Origin of the sequence: Streptomyces desertarenae (assembly GCF_042681365.1) — a bacterium.
Lineage (GTDB): Bacteria > Actinomycetota > Actinomycetes > Streptomycetales > Streptomycetaceae > Streptomyces > Streptomyces desertarenae.
The window spans coordinates 340783-359763 of the sequence record NZ_JBHUFU010000001.1 but is presented as its reverse complement, the minus strand read 5'-3'; the positions used below and the strand labels follow the sequence as shown (position 1 = coordinate 359763).

Below are 18981 nucleotides of genomic sequence, written 5' to 3'. Positions count from 1 at the left end.
CCTCACGCTGATATGGCGAGGTGGAGGGTGAGGTTGGCCTTGACCAGGCCGGTGGTGCGGGTGGTGGAGCAGCGGAGTTTGCGTGGCAGCCGCCAGGACTTGAGGGCGGCGACGGCCTGTTCGCCCAGGGCCCGGATACGGGCGTGGGAGCGGTTGTGGGCCTGCTGGCCTGCGGAGAGCTTCTCCCAACGGCCTCAGTAGGGCACCCGGGCGGTACCGCCGGCGCCTCGGTGGGCCTTGTCCGCCCAGCAGACCGCGCCGGTCTCGGTCAGGGCGTCGATGAGCCGTGGGTGCGGGCCGCGCTGCGGGGGTCGTGGACGGCTCCGGGCAGGACCGGGGAGGCCCGGAGCGGCTTCCCCGCCGATCCGGCGAAGGCCCGGATGTTCATGCCGTGCCGCTTGTGCTTGCCGGGGTGGTAGGGCTGGTCGGCGGCGATCTCCCCCGGTCTTCGGCCGGGAGATGCCCCCGGTCGATTGGCAGGAGCGTGCCGTCCAGAATCACGAACGCCCTCACCGACGCGGCCCGCACCGCGTCGGCCAGATCAGGGGCGAGGGTCGCCAAGAACTCGATGGCTTCCCGGGTGGAGCGGTAGGCGGTGGCAACACCGATCCGGAAGGCCGCAGCGAGTCGACTGTAGGTGTCATCGCAGCGCCGGTGGTTCCGCGCCGTTCGGCCAGCTGGCGGCTGAGGAACCGCAGGGCCGAACCGGACAGATCGATCGCCGATGGGCAGACAAGCACACGAAGCTCCTGGCCGGACAGGTTGATCCTGGTCGACACCCCATCCACCAGGGGCTTCGTCTGTTGCTGCCGCCGGGTCCGCCACCACCCTCTGCATCAGGTCGGAAACGGCTCACTCGCTTCCACGACCTCAAGCACTTCTACACGAGCCGCTTGGGGGCAGACGGCAAGTACGACCCGAAGGCGGTCCGGGCGCTCTCCCGGCACGCCGAGTTCTCCGAGGCGTGGGACACCTACGCGCACCCGCCCGTGGCTGTGCAGGGCGTGAAGGTGGACACGTTCAGCGGTCTCTTCGGCGTCGGCGGACCCGGCGCTGCTCAAAGAGAGGACGGCCCCCTGCAGCGGCCCGAGGGCATCGACCGCGCGGTCGCATGACCTCGATGCGGGACTTGATACCGGCCGCACCGCAGGTGCAGGACTTTTCGACGCAACGAGGCGAACCAACGTGGCGCGAGGGTGAGTTGACCCGTGGAACGGTTTCCCCTCCCCGATTCGACCCCGATTCGGCTCCGGAACCGAACGGCGGAGTGGGCACCCGCTCCGACCTGGGCCGGAGGGGCGGCGGCAGACGAGCCGTGCTGTACGCCGGGTTCTGTCTCCGGCGGGCCTCGCGGCCCGCCGGGAGGCGGCCATCCATCTGGGACCGGTGTCACCACCGGCCTCGTGCGGTCTACCCGCGGACTCGGGCGGGCCGCCCTCGATCATCCGCGCAGAGCCGCCGCCCCTGCCGGGACGGCGACCCCTCTTGACCTTGCTCCGGGTGGGGTTTACCGAGCCGCCCAGGTCACCCTGGGCGCTGGTGGTCTCTTACACCACCGTTTCACCCTTACCGGAGGCGGTGAGGCCCCCGGCGGTCTGTTTTCTGTGGCACTTTCCCGCGGGTCACCCCGGGTGGGCGTTACCCACCACCCTGCCCTGTGGAGCCCGGACGTTCCTCGACGCTCACCCCGGAGGGATCGCGCCGCGGCCGCCCGCACGACTCGTCTGCCGTACCGCCCATGCTATCCCTCCGCCGTGCGCGGCGCGGACGCGCGGTGCGCGCTTGACCCTGCCGCGACGTCAATGTGTTGACTCGGGGCCATGAGGATCGGCGAGCTGGCCGCGCTGGCGGGCGTCACCACCCGCACCGTGCGGCACTACCACCACCTGGGCCTGCTGCCCGAGCCCGCGCGGCGGGCGAACGGCTACCGCGAGTACGGGCTGCGCGACGCGGTCGCGCTGGCGCGGGTGCGGCGGCTGACCGAGCTGGGCCTGAGCCTGGAGGAGGTCCGCGACGTCCTGGCCGACGACGCCGGGCGCGAGCTGCACGAGGTGCTGGAGGAACTGGACGCCGACCTGGCCCGGCAGGAGGAGGCGCTGCGCGGGCGGCGGGCCCGGGTGCGGGAGCTGCTGCGGCTGGCCGGGCAGGGCGGGCTGCCGGCCGAGGGGCCGGTCTCCCCCGAACTGGCCGCCCTCTTCGGCGAGATGGCGCGCGCCGCCGCGGAGCTGCCCGGCCCCGAGCCGGCGATGGCCGCCCGGGAGCGGGAGCTGCTGGCCCTGCTGGACACGACCATGCCGCCCGAGGCCCGCCGGGCGATGGCCGCGGCGCTCGGGTCCGCCGCCGGCGAACCGGCGGCGACGGCCCGGATGTACGCGGTCTACGCCCTGCTGGACGAGCTGGCGGAGGCCGGCGCGGACGATCCGCGCGTGGCCGGGGCGGCCCGGGCGGTGGCGGACTGCGTGCCGGACGCGGCGCTGGAGATGGTCGCGGGCGCCCCGTCCGGCGGGGAGGATGCCGCCGGCGGGTTCGCGGGAGCGGGCGGGTTCGCGGAGGTGCTGTTCGGTGACTTCTCCCCCGCCCAGGCGGAGGTCCTGCGCCGGGCGATGCGGCTGCTGGCGGAGCGCACCCGGTGAGCCGGACGCGGCGAGCTCGGCGGGCGCGGCGAGCTCGGCGGGCGCGGTGGGCGCGGTGGGCGCGGTGGACCCTGTGCGCGGTGGTCCCGGCCGAGGTGGCGCTGGTCGTCTGCCTGGTGGCCGGGGTACCGGTGCCGACGCCGGTGGTGGTGGCCGCGGAGGCGCTGGCGGTGTCCGTGCTCGCCGTGGAGGCGGCGGTGCTGGTGCGGCTGTGGCGGCGGGCGCGCGGGCGGGGGTCCGGCGGGTGGGAGGCGGTGCGCGAGGCCGTGCGGGGGGCTGTGCCCGCCGGGGTGCGGCGGGCGGTGGCCCACGAGGCGCGAGCCGTGGCGAGCCTGGCCCGGTGGGCGGCCCGGCGCCCGCACGGGGTGGGCGCGGGGGACGCGGCCGCCGGGTACGCGGCCGGCCAGGCGCCGATGGTGTACGGGCTGCTGTTCGTGGCGGTGGTGGAGACGGTGGGGATGGCGGTGCTGCTCCCCTGGCCGGTGGTCCACCTGGTGGTGCTGGTGCTGGACGTGTGGGGCGTGGTGATGGTGCTGGGCCTGCACGCCGCCTGTGTGGTGCGCCCCCACGTGGTGGGCGCGGACGGCTCGCTGCGGGTGCGGTACGGCGCGCTGGTGGACGTGCGGGTGCCCGCCGGGCGGATCGTCTCGGCGCGGGTCGAGCACCGCTTCCCCGAGGGGCGGATGCTCCGGGCCGAGGGCGGGGTGATGGACCTGGCGGTCGGCGGGCGGACCACGGTGACGGTGGAGCTGGACGCGCCCGTGGAGGTGGTCCGGCCGCTGGGCGGCCGGGAGCGGGCCCGGGTGCTGCGCTTCTGCGCCGACGACCCGCGTGCGGCGGTCGCCGCGCTGCGGGGGGCCGGCGGGGTCCGGGCCGCCGCCCGCGCCGGCTGACGCGCCGGGCGCCGCGGCGGGGCGGGGCGCCCGGCGCGGGCCGGTGCGTCAGGTCTTCTCCCCGTCGCCGAACATCTCCTCGCGGGAGGACTTGCCGGTGCTGCGGTCCTCCGTCTCGCCGCCGGACTCGGCGGGGTCGGCCCCGATCGCCTCGCGGGCGGCCTCGCCGCCGGTGCTGCGGTCGCCCAGGTCCGCGCCGGAGCGGGGCATGTCCCCGGCGCCCCGGACGGTCCCGGTCCCCTCGCCTCCGGAGGGTGCCTCCCGGTTCGCCCGTCCGCCCGCGGCGGCCGGGTCGACGCGGCCCTTGGCGGTCTCCCCGGACAGGTGGCGGTTGCGCTCCCGGGCGACCTCCGCCAGGTCCTCGTCGCGGTTGTCGTTCTGCCTGGCCATGGTGCTCCTCGCTCTCCCGGCCGTGCGGGCGCCCCGGACGGCCGTGCCGGATCGCCGCCCCTGCCCCTGGGCGGGGCCCCGGGGCGTCCCTCTCCGCGCGTGGGTGCCCGTCCGGCGCGACCGTATGCCTCCGCCCGTCCCCCGGTCCGGGGCCGGCCGCTACGCCGACCGCGTCTCGCCGCTGCGGTCCAGGTACGCCTCGGCCGTCCGCCCGTCCAACGCCGCCAGGACCCGTCGGTGGAGGTCGTGGATCTGCTCGGCGTCCCGGGGCCCGACGGAGGCGGCCAGCGTCTCCAGGACCAGGTCCGCCGCCCGCCGGGTCTCCGCGGCGGCCGGCTCGTCGCGCACGGCCGTGGCCAGGTCGCGCAGCATGCGCAGCAGCGCCGCCAGGACGGTGGGTTCGGCGGCGGCGAAGCGCCGCAGCTGCCCGCAGGCCAGGTCGAGGTAGTACCGCAGGTCGCGGTCCGGGACGACCGCTCGCCCGACGCCGTCCCCGTCCCGGTGCGCGGTCGCCCCCAGGCGGCATCCGGCGAGCCTCACCAGCAGGTCGGCCATGTGGCCGACGGCGGTGATGGCGGAGACGGGGTCGTTGATGCCCGGCGACACCGCCTTGACCGCGATGTCCTCCAGCTGGCGGAAGCCGAAGGCCACGTCCTGTTCCAGGGTCCGCTCGTAGCCGAGCAGCACGGCGTCGTGGACCGCTTCGACCGCGGGCCCCTCGCCGGGGTGCGGGCCCAGCGCCCCGGTGGACGGATCGCGCCTCCACACGGTGGCGACCGGGGTCCCGGCGACGACCAGGTCGCCGGGCCGGACGAGGAGCCGCACCACGGCCTCCCCGCGCCGCGCGCCCGCCACCAGCGTGTCGACGCGGACCAGCCGCACGAAGCCGCTGCTCCGCCCGTGCACCGTCGTACCGGGCGCCTCGTCCAGGCCGAGCTCCTCCGGGGAGAGCCGCGCCGGTTCGTCCCGGCCGGGGTAGAACATCCTGATCGCCTGGTCGGTCTCGTCGTGGACGGACACCATCATGGAGTCCACCCGCACCTCGCGGACGATGTGGGAGAGGAACGCCAGCACGGCCGCCAGCGACGCGACGCCGAGCGCGCAGGCGAGGAACACCGCGACGGCGGGCACCGGCCGCTTCGCGTCGAGGAAGGCCAGGGCCGTGAGCGCGAACACGGACGTGGCGATCAGGACGGACAGGACGGACTTGATCACCCGGTCGCGCGCGTACCGCCGCAGCAGCCGGGGCGAGAACTGCTGCGAGGCGATCTGCAGCGTCACCACGGTGACGCTGAACGTCAGGGTGGTCACCGTGACGGAGGCGGTCGCCACCGCCTGGAGCGCCGTGGAGGCGGAGGCGACGTCGCCGGGCCACAGCCCCGACAGCACGTTGCCGGCCGCGGGCCGCAGGCCCCCCAGCGCCAGCGCCGCGGCGAAGGCGCAGACGCCGCCGACGGCGGGCCAGGCCCACAGGGGCCGGCGGGACCCTTCGGCGTGGGGCGTCCCGGTGCCCGGAAAGTGCTTCACCCCGCCTCGGCTACCCGCCGCCGCCACCGCCACCCCGCCCGGAACCATTGCGTCCGCCAAGCGGACGTACGCTGCTGGGCGCGCCGGTCGCCACGGCGCGCGTACCACCTGTGAGGAGAACACCGTGCTCGTCCTGCTGCCGCCGTCCGAGGGCAAGGCCACCGGGGCCACCGGCCCCGCGCTCGACCTGGAGGCGCTCTCGCTGCCCGCTCTGACGGTCCCGCGCGAGGCGGTGCTGGAGGAGCTGGTGGAGCTGTGCTCGGCCGACGCGGACAAGGCGCGGGAGGTGCTCGGGCTCGGCGAGGGCCTGCGCGGCGAGGTGGCGCGCAACGCCGCGCTGCGGACGGCCCCGACGCTGCCGGCGGGCGAGGTCTACACCGGCGTGCTCTACGACGCGCTGGACCTGGCCTCGCTGGACGCGGCGGAACGCGAGCGGGCCGGGCGGTGGCTGCTGGTGTTCTCCGGGCTGTGGGGCGCGGTGCGGACCGGCGACCCGATCCCGCCCTACCGCTGCTCGGGCACGGTGCGGCTGCCGGGGCTGGGGAGCCTGGCACGCCACTGGCGCGAGCCGCTGGGGGCGGTGCTGCCCGAGGCGGCGGGCGACGGGCCGGTGCTGGACCTGCGGTCGGCGGCGTACGGGGCGATGTGGCGGCCGAAGGGCGAGCTCGCCGAGCGCACCGCGACGGTGCGGGTGCTCCAGTCCCGGGTCGTCGGCGGCGTGGAGAAGCGGTCGGTGGTCAGCCACTTCAACAAGGCCACCAAGGGGCGGATCGTCCGCGCCCTGCTGCGGGCCGGCGAGGAGCCGGGCGGCCCGGCGGAGCTGGCCGGACTGCTGCGGGAGCTGGGGTACGCGGTAGAGTGCGAGGCCCCGGCGAAGGGCGGCACGCCGTGGCGGCTGGACGTGGTGGTCACCGAGGTGTGACGGCGGGCACCCCGGCGCCTCACGTTGCAGCCTGCGCAACAGCCGTTGCGGTGGGTGAAAGGGGGGCGGCAGGATGGCGCCATGACCGCCGCACCGCCCCCGCCGCCCGCGCCCGCCTCCCCGCAGCCGTCCGCGCCGCCCTCGCCGCTCGACCTGGTCGACGGCCCGGTGCTGCCGGTCGTCGTCCTCGACGGCACCGGCCCCGGTGACGCCGTCGCGCTGGCGCGGGCGCTGGTGGCGGGCGGTCTGACGGCGGTCGAGGTCACGCTGCGGACCCCGGGCGCCGTGGAGGCGATCCGCCGGATCGCGGCGGAGGTGCCGCGGGCCGTGGTGGGCGCGGGCACGGTGCTGGACCCCGGGCAGGCGGCGGCCGCCGCGGAGGCCGGGGCCCGCTTCCTGGTCTCCCCCGGCTGCACCGAGCGGCTGCTGGAGGCCGCGCACGCCTCGGGGGTGCCGTTCCTCCCGGGGGTGTCGACCGCGTCGGAGGCCATGGCGCTGCTGGAGCGCGGGGTGACCCGGATGAAGTTCTTCCCGGCCCGCGCGGCGGGCGGCCCGGCGTACCTGGCGGCACTGGCCTCGCCGCTGCCGCAGGTCCGCTTCTGCCCCACGGGGGGCATCGGCCCCGGCACGGCGGGCGACTACCTCGCCCTGCCCAACGTGGCCTGCGTCGGCGGGAGCTGGATGCTGCCGCCGGAGGCGGTGCGCGCCCGGGACTGGGCGCGGATCGAACGCCTGGCCCGCGAGGCGGCCCGACTCGGCCGGCCGCGCCCCGCGGAGCCGGACGTCAGTGCAGGTGGGAGGTGTCGTTGAGCAGCCGCAGCGAGGCGTTGCCGTCGGCGTAGCAGGCCACCGCCGACAGGGAGGCGGCCGACAGCTCCATCCGGAACATCGCCTCCAGCGGCGCGCCCAGGGCCCGGCAGGCCAGCACCTTGACGGGCGTGACGTGGGTGACGACCAGCACCGTGCGGCCCCGGTGGCGCTCCAGGATCCGGTCCCGGGCCGCCTCGACGCGGCGGGCGGCGGACGCGAACGACTCGCCGCCGGTGGGGGCCGTCTCGGGGGAGGCCAGCCAGGCGTCCAGGTCCTCGGGGTGGCGTTCGCGGACCTCGGCGAAGGTCAGCCCCTCCCAGGCCCCGAAGTCGGCCTCGCGCAGGTCCTTGTCGACCTCCACCGCCAGGCCGAGCCGGTCGGCGACCGCCCGCGCGGTCTGGCGGCAGCGGGCCAGCGGCGAGCTGACGACGGCCTGCACCGTGCCGCGGGCCGCCAGCGCGGCGGCGGCGGCCTCGGCCTGGCGGCGCCCGGTCTCCGACAGCTCCGGGTCGGTGCCGCCGCTGCCGGAGAAGCGCTTGTGCGGGGTGAGCGGGGTCTCGCCGTGCCGCAGCAGCACCAGGGTGGTGGGGGTGCCCAGGTCCGCGCTCCAGCCCCGGGAGGTCTCCGCGGCGGCCGCAGGAGCCGTGGGGTCGGTCCCGGCGGCCCCCGCCGGGTCCGGCTCCCCGGGGCCGGCCGCCGCGGCGCCGCTGGCGGCGGGCCGCGCGGCGGAGGCCGCCGGCCGCCACGCCTCGCCGCGGCGGCCGGCGTCCATGGCCTCGTTCGCCAGCCGGTCCGCGTGGCCGTTGCGCTCGCGCGGGATCCACTCGTAGGCGACCGCCTCCGGCGGGAAGACGGACGCGGCCTCCCCCGCCAGCGGCCGCAGGTCGGGGTGCTTGATCTTCCAGCGCCCCGACATCTGCTCGACGACCAGCTTGGAGTCCATGCGCACCCGTACCGACGCCTCCGCGTCCAGCGCGCGGGCCGCGCGCAGCCCCGCGATCAGGCCGCGGTACTCGGCGACGTTGTTGGTGGCGGTGCCGATGTACGCGGCCGTCTCCGACAGGACCTGCCCGGTCGCGCCGTCGCGGACCACGGCGCCGTACCCGGCGGGCCCCGGGTTGCCGCGCGAGCCGCCGTCGGCCTCGACGACGAGGGTCCTGGGCGGCCCCGGCGTCACAGGCCGGACTCGGGGGTGCGCACCAGGATGCGGCGGCAGTTCTCGCAGCGCACCACCGCGTCCGCCGGCGCCTGGCGGATCTCGTTGAGCTCGGTGATGTTCAGCTCCAGGCGGCAGCCCTCGCAGCGCCGCTGGTAGAGGCGGGCCGCGCCGACGCCGCCCTGCTGCCCGCGCAGCTTGTCGTAGAGCTTGAGCAGGTCCGCGGGGACGGCGGCGGCCACCACCTGGCGCTCCTTGGTCACCGAGGCGGTCTCGGCGTCGATCTCCGCCAGCGCCGCGTCGCGCCGCGCCACCGCGTCGTCGACCTTGGCCTGGACGGACTCCACCCGCCGCGTCAGCTCCGCCGCCCGCTCCTGCGCGGACTCGCGGCGCTCCATGACCTCCAGGACGATGTCCTCCAGGTCGCTCTGGCGCTTGGCGAGGGAGGCGATCTCCCTCTGGAGGTTCTCCAGGTCCCGGGGCGAGGAGACCGCGCCGGAGTCCAGGCGCTCCTGGTCGCGGGCGGCCCGCTTGCGCACCTGGTCGACGTCCTGCTCGGCCTTGGTCTGCTCGCGGGCGGTGTCGCTCTCCTCCGTCTGGGCGGCGACCAGCAGGTCGCGCACCTGGGCGAGGTCGGCGTTCAGACGGTCGATCTCGGCGTGCTCCGGCAGGTTCTTGCGCCGGTGCGCGAGCTGGGTGAGCCGGACGTCGAGGGCCTGGACGTCGAGGAGGCGGATCTGGTCGGCGGGCTCGGCGTTCAGTTGGGGGCTCCTGTGGTGGTGGGGGCGGCTCCGGCGGGGCCGGAGGCCGCATGGGTGGTCCAGGGGTCGGTGACCGTGCGGGAGACGTGGACGCGCAGTCCCCAGCCGTGCCGCTGGGACACCGCGTCCAGTTGAGCGGCGGCCTGCTCGCACCAGGGCCACTCGGTGGCCCAGTGCGCGGCGTCCACCAGCGCCGGCCCGCCGTGCTGCACGGCCTCGGAGGCCGGGTGGTGGCGGAGGTCGGCGGTGAGGTAGGCGTCGACGCCGGCCGCGCGCACCGCGTCGAAGAGGCTGTCGCCGGACCCGCCGCAGACCGCGACGGTGCGCACCGGGCGGTCGGGGTCGCCGGCGGCGCGGACGCCCTGCGCGGTGGCGGGCAGGGCGTCGGCCACCCGCCGGGCGAACCGGGCCAGCGGCTCGGGCGCGTCCAGCTCGCAGATCCGGCCGAGTCCGCGGCGGCCGGCGGGGTCGGTCGGATCCGGCACCAGCGGTCCGGTGGTCCGCAGTCCGACGGCCCCGGCGAGGGCGTCGGAGACGCCGGGGTCGGCGCGGTCGGCGTTGGTGTGCGCGACGTGCAGGGCGACCCCGGCGCGGACCAGGGTGTGCACGACCCGGCCCTTGAAGGTGCCGGCGAAGACCGTGGTGGTGCCGCGCAGGTAGAGGGGGTGGTGGGTCAGCAGCAGCTGCGCGCCCAGCTCCACCGCCTCCTCGGCGGTCTCCTGCACCGGGTCGACGGCGATCAGCACCCGCTCCACCGGGGCGTCGGGGTCTCCGCAGACCGTTCCGACGGCGTCCCACTGCTCGGCCCGCTCGGGGGGCCACAGTGCGTCGAGGGCGGCGATGACATCGGAGAGTGCAGGCACGGGGGAGAGGTTACCTGCCGTGCGGCACCGCGCGCCGGGCCCGGCCGGAACGGGGCCCGGGCGGCGCAGCACACCCGGCGCCGGTTTCTCCGGCGGACCCGCCCGCTGTCCTCCGTACGTGTGAAGGCATCCGTCCCGCGGCCCTCACGGGAGGGCGCGAAAACTAGTTTCCTCACTGGAGGTGATTGGTCGATGACCGTCTGTGCTGTCGACGCCGCGCCCGGTGAGGGCGGAAGAACGGCGCACCCCGGCTTCGCGATCGCCGCGGACGGCTCCTACGCCGCCCGGCTCGCCCCATTGGGGGACGGGCGGGGCTGGATCCCGGAGCGCTGGACGCTGGACGGCCCCGAGCCGTACGCGGTGCCGCTGCCGGGGCCCCGGCCGGAGGGGCCCGGAAGCGAGGTGCTGCCGCTCTCCGACGGCCGGGTGCTGATCCGCCGGGGCGGTCCCGACCGCCACCACCTGGCCCTCCTCTACCCCGCCGGTCCGGGCACCGGCGAGCTGTACCTGGGCGCCGTGGAGCACGGCCCGCTGCGGCTGCTGCCCCCCGCGCCGCACGGCATGCTCGCCTACGCCCTCTCCCCCGGCGAGCACGGCACGACGGTGTGGCTGGTGCACGGCGGCCCCCGCGGTCCCGAGCCGGTCGCCCGGGTACCCGGCCGCTGCTCGGGCGGGCTGTGGCTGGACCGCGCGGGGCGGCTGCTGGCGCTGGACCGCACGGACGCCTCGGGCCGCACCAAGACCGTCGCCGTCGACCTGGAGCGCGGCGGCGAGGTGTCGCCGCTGCTGCAGATCACCGACGACAGCGACGACCGGCTGCTGCTCGCCGATCCCGACAGCGGGCTGCTGCTGGTGCGCTCCGACGCGCCGGGCGAGGCCCGGCTGGGCTGGGGGGTGCTCGGCAGCCACCGGCCCGTGCGCTTCCCCGACGCGCTGCGCCCTCCCGGGGTCGCGCTCACGCCCTTCGCCGTCCAGCCCGGGCAGGCGCTCGACCCCGAGGGCTGCGCGGTGGCGCTGCGCGTGGACGGGCCGAACGGCACGTGGGTGGCGGTGTGGCGGCCGCTCCAGCGGGCCCTGCGGCACCTGGCGGCCCCGCCCGGCTGGGTGCGGGGCGCGGGGCTGTGGACGGCCGACGGCGAGCTGCGGCTGCCGTACACGGGCGGCCAGGCGCCGTGCGGGCTGGCCCGGATCGCGTGGCCGTGCCCGGAGCCCGGGGCGTCCTCGCGCCCGGTCCCCGGGCCGGGGCGGGAGCCGTCTCCGCACGCCTTCCCCGGGCCGGTGCCGCGGCCGCGCGGGGAGCGCCCCGCGGCACCGGAGGCGCCCCGGGGGGCGGCCGGACCGGAGGGTGCGCCGGCCCCGGCGGCGGAACCGCTCGGTCCGCCGGCCGGGCGCCTCCTGCCCTTCCGGCCCGTGCCGCTGCAGCAGGCGCCACTCGGGCAAAACCATGCGGAGCGAAGATCGTAGGACTACTACGATCTGGTCCGGTACGGAGTGAAGAGACCGCGATCCACGGAGTATTCCCGCGATGTCCCAGACCCAGACCGAGACGAGCCGTGAGACCACCGAGGGCCGGGGCCGGCACCGCGGCCCGGCCGCCGTCGGCGAGGAGGTGCAGGTACCGGTCCACGGGCGGCACCGCCGCCCCTCCCCGCAGGAGCGGGACGGCCAGGAGGGCTGACGGCCCGCCGCCCCTCCGGCACCCGGCCCCGGCCGCCGCGGCTCCCGCGGCGGCCGGGGCCCTCCCGTTGTCCCTCCCCCGCTTCCGTCCCGCCCCCGTCCGCGGCCCCCACCCCGCCCGTGCCCGCCGGCGACCCGTACGGCAGCATGAGGGCGCCACCGCCGGAGTGCCGCCGGCGGGCCCGGACGGGATCCGGGCAGGCAGGCATCGGTCGGGAGGTCGTCCATGGAGTCCGCAGCCTGGGCACCGGCGCAGTCGCCGCCGGAGCCCGCGCCCGAGGTCCTCGCCGCCTTCGAGGCGGCGAAGGGGTTCATGCCCCTCGACGAGGGGCTGGCGCTGTACGCCGCCGCCGCCGACGCGGCGCGGCTGGGTCTGCCGCTGCTGGAGATCGGCACCTACTGCGGGCGCTCCACCCTCCTGCTGGCCGACGCCGCCCGCCGGGCGGAGGGGGACGTGACCGTCCTCACCCTCGACCACCACCGGGGCAGCGAGGAGCAGCAGCCGGGCTGGGAGTACCACGACCCGGGGCTGGTCGATCCCGAGGTGGGCCTGATGGACACCCTGCCCTTCTTCCGCCGCACCCTGCACGCCGCCGGCCTGGAGGAGCACGTCGTCGCCCTCGTCGGCCGCTCGCCGCGGGCGGCGTCCGTGTGGGGCGGCCCGCTGGGGCTGGTGTTCGTCGACGGGGGCCACACCGACGAGCACGCCACGGCCGACTACGAGGGCTGGGTGCCGCACCTGGCCGAGGGCGGGCTGCTCGTGATCCACGACGTCTTCCCGGACCCGGCCGACGGCGGGCAGGCCCCCTACCGGATCCGCTGCCGCGCCCTGGCGTCGGGTGCCTTCACCGAGGAGCGCGCGGTGCGCTCGCTGCGGGTGCTGCGGCGGACCGGCCCGGGTATCTGACCGCCGGCGCCGCACCCACCGATACGATCCGATCATGTCCCTCGGCAGACGGCTGTTCGTCGTCCTCGCGATCGCGCTGCCCGTCTGCCTGGCGGGCTGGTCGGCGTGGCGGTGGGCGCTGCGGGCGGACGCCGGCCGGGCGCCCGGCGCGGCCGCCTCCCCGTCCGCGCGGGTCCCTCTCCCCGCCTCCGCGGAGCCCGGCGGGCGGGAGGAGCGCGACGGACCCCTGCGGGGCCGGGTGGTCGTGATCGACCCCGGGCACAACCCGGGCAACCGCGAGCACACCCGCGAGATCGCCCGCCCGGTGGACGTCGGCACGCACCGCAAGGAGTGCGACACCACCGGGACCGCGACCGGCTCCGGCTACGCGGAGGCGGCGTTCACCCTCGACGTCGCGCGCCGTGCCCGCACCCTGCTGGAGGAGCGGGGCGCCCAGGTGGTGTTCACCCACGACGGCGACCGCCCGTACGGGCCGTGCGTGGACGAGCGCGCGGCGATCGGCAACGCCGCGGGGGCCCACGCCGCCGTCTCGGTCCACGCCGACGGCTCCGCCGAGGGCAACCGCGGCTTCCACGTGATCGTCCCCGCGCGGGTGGCGGAGGGGGCCGCCGACACCACGGGGATCACCGGGCCGTCGCGCCGGCTGGGCGAGCACCTGGTCGACGCCTTCGCCGGGGCCACCGGCACCCGTCCGGCGGACTACCTGGGCGGGGAGGTGGCCGGCACCGGCCTGGTGACCCGCGGCGACCTGGGAGGGCTGAACCTCTCGCGGGTCCCCAAGGTGTTCCTGGAGTGCGGCAACATGCGCGACGCCCGCGACGCCCGCCGGCTGGCCGATCCGGCGTGGCGGGAGCGTGCGGCCCGCGGCGTCGCCGACGGTGTCACGGCCTTCCTGCGCGCCGCGGACGGGCGGTGACCGCGGGCGGTGCGAGGGGCCGCGGGGCGGTCCGCGGCGGCGGGCGGCGGCGCGCGGCGGGAGCCGCGCGGGGGTACGCGCACCCGCCGGACTCCGGGGGACGTCCTTCCGTACGATAGGGCCCGCCCCCGTCTGACCAGACCATGACGAGACCGACTAAGGACCTCACGTGAACATCCGCTCGCTCACCCGAAGCGATGGCGCGGTAATCGGAGCAGCGGTGCTGCTGTTCATCGCCTCGTTCCTCGCCTTCTTCAAGGCCGACGAATGCACCGAGAACTGCACGGTCAACAGCTGGGAGCCCGCGCTCTTCCCGCTCCTGCCGACCGTGACGCTCGCCGCGCTGATCGCAGCCGCTCTGATCGCCGCCGGGCGGATGCTGCCCGGCGACCGCAAGGTGGCCGGGCTCGGCCTCGCCCAGTGGGGCACCGCGCTGGCCGTCTTCGTCGGCTGGGCGGCGCTGTGGTCGATGTTCGCCAACGTCCTGCCGGACCCGGAGGGCCGGAACCTCAACCAGGGCCTGGACCTGGGCGTGGGTGCCTGGCTGACCCTCGTCGGCGGTCTGCTGATGGCCGTCTTCGCCCTGCTGGGCAACAGCGTCGCCGCGCTGCGGGCCCCGCTGGTCCCGGCCCCCGCGCCGCAGGCCCCGAACCCCTACGGCCCCGGCCCGCAGGCGGGCGGCTACGGCTACCCGGGCGGCCCGCAGCCGGGCCAGCCGCAGGGCGGCTACGGCTACCCGGGCGGCCCCCAGCCGGGCCAGCCCCAGCCGGGCCAGCCGCAGCCGTACGGCGGCGGCCAGCCGATGCAGCAGCAGCCGGCCCCCGTGGGCGGCGGTGCTCCGGCCCCCGACCCGGCCTTCCAGCCGTTCTGGTTCGCCGTGCCGGTCGCCCGGCCGCTGTTCCCCGAGGACGGCTCCCCCGGTCCGGTCGCCGAACTGGCGCCGGGCACCTGGTACCTGGCGGTCGAGCAGCGGGGTCAGGCTCTGGTGGCGCAGACGCAGGACGGCCGGCGCGGTGTCCTGCAGGACACCTCCGGCATCCAGCGCGGCTGAGGCCGGCCGGGTCGCACCCGGCCGCGGCGCAGCGGAGAAGGGCCCCCGTCCGGCAGCGGACGGGGGCCCTTCCGCCGTTCCCCGCGGGCCCCGCCGTGCGCGCCGGCGCCCCGCCCGGACCGGGTCAGCAGCAGTCCGGCTCCAGGCCCGACGGCAGTCCCTCGCCGCCGAACACCGCCACCGTCGCCTCGTCACCGCCCAGCGCCGCCACCGCCAGCAGCAGCGACCCGGCCGTCCAGGAGGTCAGCTCCTGCGGCCAGAAGGCGTCGTCCTCGAAGACGTACCCGGTCCAGTACAGGCCGTCCGCGTCCCGCAGGTGCTGCATCCAGCGCAGGATCTCCAGCGCCCGGTCCGACTCCCCCATCACCCACAGGGCCAGGGCGAGTTCGGCGCTCTCCCCGCCGGTCACCCACGGGTTGGGCAGGACGCAGCGCACGCCCAGGCCGGGCACGACGAAGCGGTCCCAGCCCTCCTCGATGCGCTCCTTGGCCGCCGGTCCGGTCACCGCGCCGCCCAGGACGGGGTAGTACCAGTCCATGGAGTAGCGCGCCTTGTCCAGGAAGCGCTCGGGATGGCGCCGGATCGCGTGGCCGAGCCGGCCCAGGGCCAGCTCCCACTCGGGCTGCGGCTCCTCGCGGTGCTCGGCCAGCGCCAGCGCGCAGCGCAGCGCCTGGTGGACGGAGGAGCAGCCGGTCAGCAGGGCGTCGGCGACGGGGGTGCCGTCGGCCTCCCGCTTCCAGCCGATCTGGCCGCCGGGCTGCTGGAGCCCGAGGGCGAACTCGACGGCCGCGACGACCACCGGCCACATGCGGTCCGCGAAGGTGTCGTCGCCGGTGGCGAGGTAGTGGTGCCACACCCCGACGGCGACGTAGGCGCAGAAGTTGCTCTCCTTGCCCAGGTCGGTGGGGCGTTCGGCGTCCCCGTCGGCGTAGGCGGCGTACCAGGAGCCGTCGGCGTTCTGGTGCTCGGCCAGCCACCGGTAGGCGGCCTCGGCCCGCGCGTGCTCGCCGGCCGCGTCCAGGGCCATGGCGGCCTCGACGTGGTCCCAGGGGTCGAGGTGGTGGCCGCGGAACCAGGGGATGGCGCCGTCCTCGCGCTGGAGGGCGGCGATGCCCGCCACGGTCCGCTCGGCCTGTTCGGCGGTGAGGACGCCGGGCAGGACGAGCCGTTCGGTGCGGCCCGGACTCGTCACGCCCGCTCCTCGCCCGCCGCCGCGGCGGCGTCCGCGCCGGAGGGGAGGTGGGGCTTGGTGGCGTAGGCCACGAAGCTCTTGCCCAGCACGGGGTTGAGGAGGTTCTCGGCGAGCCGGGTGGCCAGCGGCTTCTTCATGATGTCCCAGACCAGCAGCCTGTGGTAGGCGCGGACGGGCAGCGCGGCCTCGTCCCCGTCCCGGTTCACCCCGAAGGCGCACTTGAGCCACCAGTACGGGGAGTGCAGCGCGTGCGCGTGGTGCGTGCCGTACGGGCGCAGGCCCGCCTCGCGCAGCTTCGCCAGCAGCTCGTCGGCGCGGTAGATGCGGATGTGCCCGCCCTCGACCTCGTGGTAGGCGTCGGAGAGCGCCCAGCAGACCTTCTCCGGCCCGTAGCGCGGCACGGTGACCGCGATCCGGCCGCCGGGGCGCAGCACGCGGACCATCTCGGCCAGGACGCCCTTGTCGTCGGGGATGTGCTCCATCACCTCGGAGACGATCACGACGTCGAAGCTGTCGTCGGGGAAGGGCAGGGCGAGGGCGTCGCCTTGCAGGGCGGTGGCCTCGGCGCCCGCCGGGGCCTCGCCGGCCTCCCTCATCGCCGCGAACCACCTGGCGACCTCGCGGATCTCCTCGCCGTTGCGGTCGAGGGCGACGACGCGGGCACCGCGCCGGTAGCACTCGAAGGCGTGGCGGCCCGCGCCGCACCCCAGGTCCAGGACCCGGTCGCCGGGGGCGAGCGGGAAACGGGAGAAGTCCACGGTCAGCACTTGGCGGGTCTGCCTTCCTCGGTGACGGTCCGACGGTCCTGGGGGCGGGTGGCGGTGCGGGCGGCGGGCCGGCCCGGGCGGGGGCCGCGTCCGGGCGGTCTAGGGGCGGGCCGGCGCGGCGGCGCCCGCGGGGCGGGCGCCGAGGGCCGCCCGGTAGTGCTCCACCGTGCCCCGGGCGGCCTGCTCCCAGGTGAAGCGGCGCAGCACCCGCTCCCGTCCGGCCGCGCCCAGCCGGGCCCGCAGCTCCGCGTCGCCCAGCAGGCGCCCCAGCGCCGCGGCGAGCGCGCCGGCGTCCCCGGGGGGCACCGCCAGGCAGGTCTCGCCGTCCGGCCCGGCGACCTCGGGGATCGCGCCGCCGGTGGTGGCGACCAGCGGGGTGCCGGTGGCCATGGCCTCGGCGGCCGGGAGGGAGAAGCCCTCGTAGAGGGAGGGGACGCAGGCGACCTGCGCGCCGCGCACCAGGTCGGCCAGGTCGCGGTCGCTGATGCCCTTGACGAACTCGACGGCGCCGCCGAGGCCGTAGCGCTCCACCGCGTCGGCGACGGGCCCCTCGGCGGGGCGCTTGCCGACGACCACCAGGTGCGCGTCGTGGTGCTCGGTGCGGACCTTGGCCAGCGCCTCGACGAGGTGGACCAGTCCCTTGAGGGGGACGTCGGCGCTGGAGGTGGTGACGATGCGGCCGGGCACCTCGGGCACGGACGGGTCGGGCGAGAACAGCCGGGTGTCGGCGCCGATGGGCACGACGTGGATCCGTTCGGGGCGCACCCCGAGGTCCTCGGTGATCTCCCGGCGGGAGGAGCCGGAGACGGTCAGCACGGTGGGCAGCCGCCGGGCGACGCGCTTCTGCATCCGGGTGAAGCCGTACCAGCGGCGCACCGAGGCCCGGCGCTTCCAGCCCTCGGCGGCGGCCAGGTCCAGCCGGCGGTCCACGGTGATGGGGTGGTGGACGGTGGTGACCAGGGGGAAGCCGAGCCGCTCCAGGCCCAGCAGCCCGTAGCCGAGGGTCTGGTTGTCGTGGACGACGTCGAACTGCCCGCGCCGGGCGGCCAGGTGGCGGCGGGCGCGCAGCGAGAACGTCAGCGGCTCGGGGAAGCCGCCGGTCCACATGGTGGCCACCTCCAGCACGTCGATCCAGTCGCGGTACTCCCCGCGGTCCGGCGTGCGGAAGGGGTCGGGCTGGCGGTAGAGGTCGAGGCTGGGGAGCCGGGTGAGGGTGACGCCCTCGACCTCGTCCAGGACGGGGTAGGGCTGGGCCCCGATCACCTCGACGCGGTGGCCGAGGCGGGCCAGTTCGCGGGAGAGGTGACGGACGTAGACGCCCTGCCCGCCGCAGAAGGGGTTCCCCTTGTAGCTGAGCAGTGCGATCCGCAGCGGCCGGTCGCCGTCGGCGGCCGCGCTCGCCAGGGGTCCGGGCACGGCGTCCCGGGTGGCCTCTGCCGTCACTCACGGCCCCCTTCTGGCAGGTCCTCGCGGCGGAACTCCCGCCGGAGCGTAACCGCTCGCATTAATCTGGAACAAGTTTCACCGAGGCCCGGGCACGCTCGTCCGGCCCCCCGGCCGCGCCCGGCCCGAAGGGCCCCGGTGGCCCGGAACCGCAAGATTACCGGCCGGTACACGATCCGGAGCGAGCCGGTCCGGGTGATTCACGCCACGGCCCCCTCCTGCGGTGACGCGGCTTCCGCACCCCGCCCCGCCGGAGGCGGCGCGGGGGTGCCGGCCGGAGGGCGGGCGCCGGCGGGGCCGGAACGGATGGCAGGAGCGATGACGGAACAGCCCAGGTCCCCCCGCCGGCCCGCGCCGGCCGCCTCCGCCGCGCCGCTCACCGAGCGTCAGGAGGCACGCCGCCGCCGCATCCTGGCGGCCGGCGCCGAACTGGCCCGGCGCGGCGGCTTCGACGCGGTGCAGATGCGCGAGGTGGCCGAGTCCTCGCAGGTGGCGCTGGGGACGCTCTACCGCTACTTCCCCTCCAAGGTCCACCTGCTGGTCGCCGCCCTGCACGACCGGCTGGAGCGGCTGCGCGGGACGCTCCGCAGCCACCCGCCGCGGGAGGCCGAGCCGGCCGCCCGGGTGGCGGAGACGCTGCTGCGCGCCTTCGGCTCGCTCCGGCGGGAGCCGGAGCTGGCGGACGCCATGCTGCGCGCGTTCACCTTCGCCGACCGCTCCGCGGGGGCCGAGGTGGACGCGGTCTCCCGGCTCACCGCGGCGATCGTCCTGGAGGCCACGGGCCGGCGGGAGCCGCCGACGCCCGAACTGCTCTCGGTGGTGCGCGTGATCGGGCACACCTGGCACTCGGCGCTGATCGCCTGGGTCTCCGGGCGCTCCTCGGCCGACCAGGTGGACGCCGACATCAGGACCGTGTGCGGGCTGGTCTCCGCGGTCCTGCCCGGGGACGCCCGCCGGTGACCGGGACGCCGCGGGCGCGCCCCGGCCCTTCCCGGCACGCCCGCGGCGGCCCGCGCCACCGCGGGCGTGCGGTGGCGCGGGCCGCCGGTAAGGGCCGGGGGCCGGAGGACCCC

19 protein-coding genes, 1 other RNA gene and 1 pseudogene are annotated in these 18981 nt (G+C 77.0%); 11 read left to right on the top strand and 10 right to left on the bottom strand.

From position 1 onward, the window contains the following. Window positions 1–2: 2 nt before the first annotated feature. Window positions 3–740: pseudogene (locus ACFSJS_RS01575) on the bottom strand (transposase family protein). Window positions 741–893: 153 nt separating this feature from the next. On the opposite strand from ACFSJS_RS01575, the gene ACFSJS_RS01570 reads away from it, so the two are divergent. Next, window positions 894–1115 carry a hypothetical protein gene (locus ACFSJS_RS01570; protein WP_380895824.1) on the top strand — a complete coding sequence of 74 codons (222 nt, stop codon included), beginning with the start codon at window positions 894–896 and terminating at the stop codon, window positions 1113–1115. 190 nt (window positions 1116–1305) lie between these two features. On the opposite strand, the gene rnpB is transcribed toward ACFSJS_RS01570, so the two are convergent. Next, window positions 1306–1723, bottom strand: an RNA gene (rnpB, locus tag ACFSJS_RS01565) — RNase P RNA component class A. A gap of 97 nt (window positions 1724–1820) precedes the next feature. Here rnpB and ACFSJS_RS01560 point away from each other — a divergent pair. Both ACFSJS_RS01560 and ACFSJS_RS01555 read left to right on the top strand, forming a co-directional pair. Continuing rightward, window positions 1821–2633, top strand: coding sequence for a MerR family transcriptional regulator (locus ACFSJS_RS01560; protein ID WP_380895822.1), 813 nt, complete (start codon window positions 1821–1823; stop codon window positions 2631–2633). A gap of 80 nt (window positions 2634–2713) precedes the next feature. Then, window positions 2714–3526, top strand: a complete 813-nt coding sequence (locus ACFSJS_RS01555; protein ID WP_380895820.1) for a hypothetical protein — start codon at window positions 2714–2716, stop codon at window positions 3524–3526. A gap of 48 nt (window positions 3527–3574) precedes the next feature. Here the strand turns inward: ACFSJS_RS01555 and ACFSJS_RS01550 are convergent, their stop codons facing one another. Together ACFSJS_RS01550 and ACFSJS_RS01545 are read right to left on the bottom strand one after the other, a co-directional pair. Further along, on the bottom strand, window positions 3575–3916 hold the full coding sequence (locus ACFSJS_RS01550) for a hypothetical protein (RefSeq protein WP_380895818.1): 342 nt from the start codon (window positions 3914–3916) through the stop codon (window positions 3575–3577). A gap of 159 nt (window positions 3917–4075) precedes the next feature. Then, complete coding sequence (locus tag ACFSJS_RS01545) at window positions 4076–5443, bottom strand: DUF2254 domain-containing protein (RefSeq protein WP_380895816.1); 1368 nt, start codon at window positions 5441–5443, stop codon at window positions 4076–4078. A gap of 124 nt (window positions 5444–5567) precedes the next feature. On the opposite strand from ACFSJS_RS01545, the gene yaaA reads away from it, so the two are divergent. Both yaaA and eda read left to right on the top strand, forming a co-directional pair. Next, entirely contained in the window at window positions 5568–6365 is a 798-nt protein-coding gene (gene yaaA / locus ACFSJS_RS01540; protein ID WP_380895814.1) for a peroxide stress protein YaaA, read from the top strand. Between the two features lie 81 nt (window positions 6366–6446). Continuing rightward, complete coding sequence (gene eda, locus ACFSJS_RS01535; protein ID WP_380895812.1) at window positions 6447–7175, top strand: bifunctional 4-hydroxy-2-oxoglutarate aldolase/2-dehydro-3-deoxy-phosphogluconate aldolase; 729 nt, start codon at window positions 6447–6449, stop codon at window positions 7173–7175. On the opposite strand, the gene ACFSJS_RS01530 is transcribed toward eda, so the two are convergent. The 3 genes from ACFSJS_RS01530 to ACFSJS_RS01520 are packed head-to-tail and all read right to left on the bottom strand — an operon-like array spanning window position 7150 to window position 9955. Beyond that, the gene (locus ACFSJS_RS01530) at window positions 7150–8352 is read right to left on the bottom strand and encodes a bifunctional RNase H/acid phosphatase (protein ID WP_380895811.1); all 1203 of its coding nucleotides are present in this window, start codon (window positions 8350–8352) and stop codon (window positions 7150–7152) included. The two genes, eda and ACFSJS_RS01530, sit on opposite strands and share 26 nt — an antisense overlap. Beyond that, window positions 8349–9092 carry a zinc ribbon domain-containing protein gene (locus ACFSJS_RS01525; RefSeq protein WP_380896753.1) on the bottom strand — a complete coding sequence of 248 codons (744 nt, stop codon included), beginning with the start codon at window positions 9090–9092 and terminating at the stop codon, window positions 8349–8351. The genes ACFSJS_RS01530 and ACFSJS_RS01525 overlap by 4 nt, the downstream gene beginning before the upstream one ends. Continuing rightward, complete coding sequence (locus ACFSJS_RS01520) at window positions 9089–9955, bottom strand: Nif3-like dinuclear metal center hexameric protein (RefSeq protein WP_380895809.1); 867 nt, start codon at window positions 9953–9955, stop codon at window positions 9089–9091. Before ACFSJS_RS01520 ends, ACFSJS_RS01525 begins: the two co-directional genes overlap by 4 nt. A gap of 192 nt (window positions 9956–10147) precedes the next feature. Between ACFSJS_RS01520 and ACFSJS_RS01515 the strand changes: the two genes are divergently transcribed. The 5 genes from ACFSJS_RS01515 to ACFSJS_RS01495 all read left to right on the top strand — a co-directional run bounded on the left by ACFSJS_RS01515 (window position 10148) and on the right by ACFSJS_RS01495 (window position 14506). Next, the gene (locus ACFSJS_RS01515; RefSeq protein WP_380895807.1) at window positions 10148–11419 is read left to right on the top strand and encodes a hypothetical protein; all 1272 of its coding nucleotides are present in this window, start codon (window positions 10148–10150) and stop codon (window positions 11417–11419) included. A 61-nt stretch (window positions 11420–11480) separates the two neighbouring features. Continuing rightward, window positions 11481–11633, top strand: a complete 153-nt coding sequence (locus ACFSJS_RS01510) for a hypothetical protein (protein WP_380895806.1) — start codon at window positions 11481–11483, stop codon at window positions 11631–11633. Between the two features lie 225 nt (window positions 11634–11858). Beyond that, window positions 11859–12539: a class I SAM-dependent methyltransferase gene (locus ACFSJS_RS01505; protein WP_380895804.1), complete on the top strand. Its 681-nt coding sequence runs from the start codon at window positions 11859–11861 to the stop codon at window positions 12537–12539. A 34-nt stretch (window positions 12540–12573) separates the two neighbouring features. Further along, window positions 12574–13455 (top strand): N-acetylmuramoyl-L-alanine amidase, encoded by an 882-nt coding sequence (locus tag ACFSJS_RS01500; protein ID WP_380895802.1) that lies wholly within the window; start codon window positions 12574–12576, stop codon window positions 13453–13455. A gap of 169 nt (window positions 13456–13624) precedes the next feature. After that, on the top strand, window positions 13625–14506 hold the full coding sequence (locus tag ACFSJS_RS01495; RefSeq protein ID WP_380895801.1) for a DUF5336 domain-containing protein: 882 nt from the start codon (window positions 13625–13627) through the stop codon (window positions 14504–14506). Window positions 14507–14630: 124 nt separating this feature from the next. On the opposite strand, the gene ACFSJS_RS01490 is transcribed toward ACFSJS_RS01495, so the two are convergent. From ACFSJS_RS01490 to ACFSJS_RS01480, 3 genes are all read right to left on the bottom strand, one after another. Next, a complete protein-coding gene (locus ACFSJS_RS01490) occupies window positions 14631–15698 on the bottom strand; it encodes a prenyltransferase/squalene oxidase repeat-containing protein (protein WP_380895799.1) in 1068 nt (355 codons plus the stop codon). Next, on the bottom strand, window positions 15695–16465 hold the full coding sequence (locus ACFSJS_RS01485) for a class I SAM-dependent methyltransferase (protein ID WP_380895797.1): 771 nt from the start codon (window positions 16463–16465) through the stop codon (window positions 15695–15697). Before ACFSJS_RS01485 ends, ACFSJS_RS01490 begins: the two co-directional genes overlap by 4 nt. Window positions 16466–16564: 99 nt before the next feature. Then, complete coding sequence (locus ACFSJS_RS01480; RefSeq protein WP_380895795.1) at window positions 16565–17908, bottom strand: glycosyltransferase family 4 protein; 1344 nt, start codon at window positions 17906–17908, stop codon at window positions 16565–16567. A gap of 318 nt (window positions 17909–18226) precedes the next feature. Between ACFSJS_RS01480 and ACFSJS_RS01475 the strand changes: the two genes are divergently transcribed. After that, window positions 18227–18868 (top strand): TetR family transcriptional regulator, encoded by a 642-nt coding sequence (locus ACFSJS_RS01475; RefSeq protein ID WP_380895793.1) that lies wholly within the window; start codon window positions 18227–18229, stop codon window positions 18866–18868. Window positions 18869–18981 lie beyond the last annotated feature (113 nt).

Excerpts from the sequence above, each read along its gene's own strand:
- ACFSJS_RS01550 (WP_380895818.1), bottom strand. The coding sequence starts at position 3,916 with ATGGCCAGGCAGAACGACAACCGCGACGAGGACCTGGCGGAGGTCGCC.
- ACFSJS_RS01560 (WP_380895822.1), top strand. The coding sequence starts at position 1,821 with ATGAGGATCGGCGAGCTGGCCGCGCTGGCGGGCGTCACCACCCGCACC.
- ACFSJS_RS01510 (WP_380895806.1), top strand. The coding sequence starts at position 11,481 with ATGTCCCAGACCCAGACCGAGACGAGCCGTGAGACCACCGAGGGCCGG.
- ACFSJS_RS01505 (WP_380895804.1), top strand. The coding sequence starts at position 11,859 with ATGGAGTCCGCAGCCTGGGCACCGGCGCAGTCGCCGCCGGAGCCCGCG.
- ACFSJS_RS01515 (WP_380895807.1), top strand. The coding sequence starts at position 10,148 with ATGACCGTCTGTGCTGTCGACGCCGCGCCCGGTGAGGGCGGAAGAACG.
- ACFSJS_RS01500 (WP_380895802.1), top strand. The coding sequence starts at position 12,574 with ATGTCCCTCGGCAGACGGCTGTTCGTCGTCCTCGCGATCGCGCTGCCC.
- eda (WP_380895812.1), top strand. The coding sequence starts at position 6,447 with ATGACCGCCGCACCGCCCCCGCCGCCCGCGCCCGCCTCCCCGCAGCCG.
- ACFSJS_RS01475 (WP_380895793.1), top strand. The coding sequence starts at position 18,227 with ATGACGGAACAGCCCAGGTCCCCCCGCCGGCCCGCGCCGGCCGCCTCC.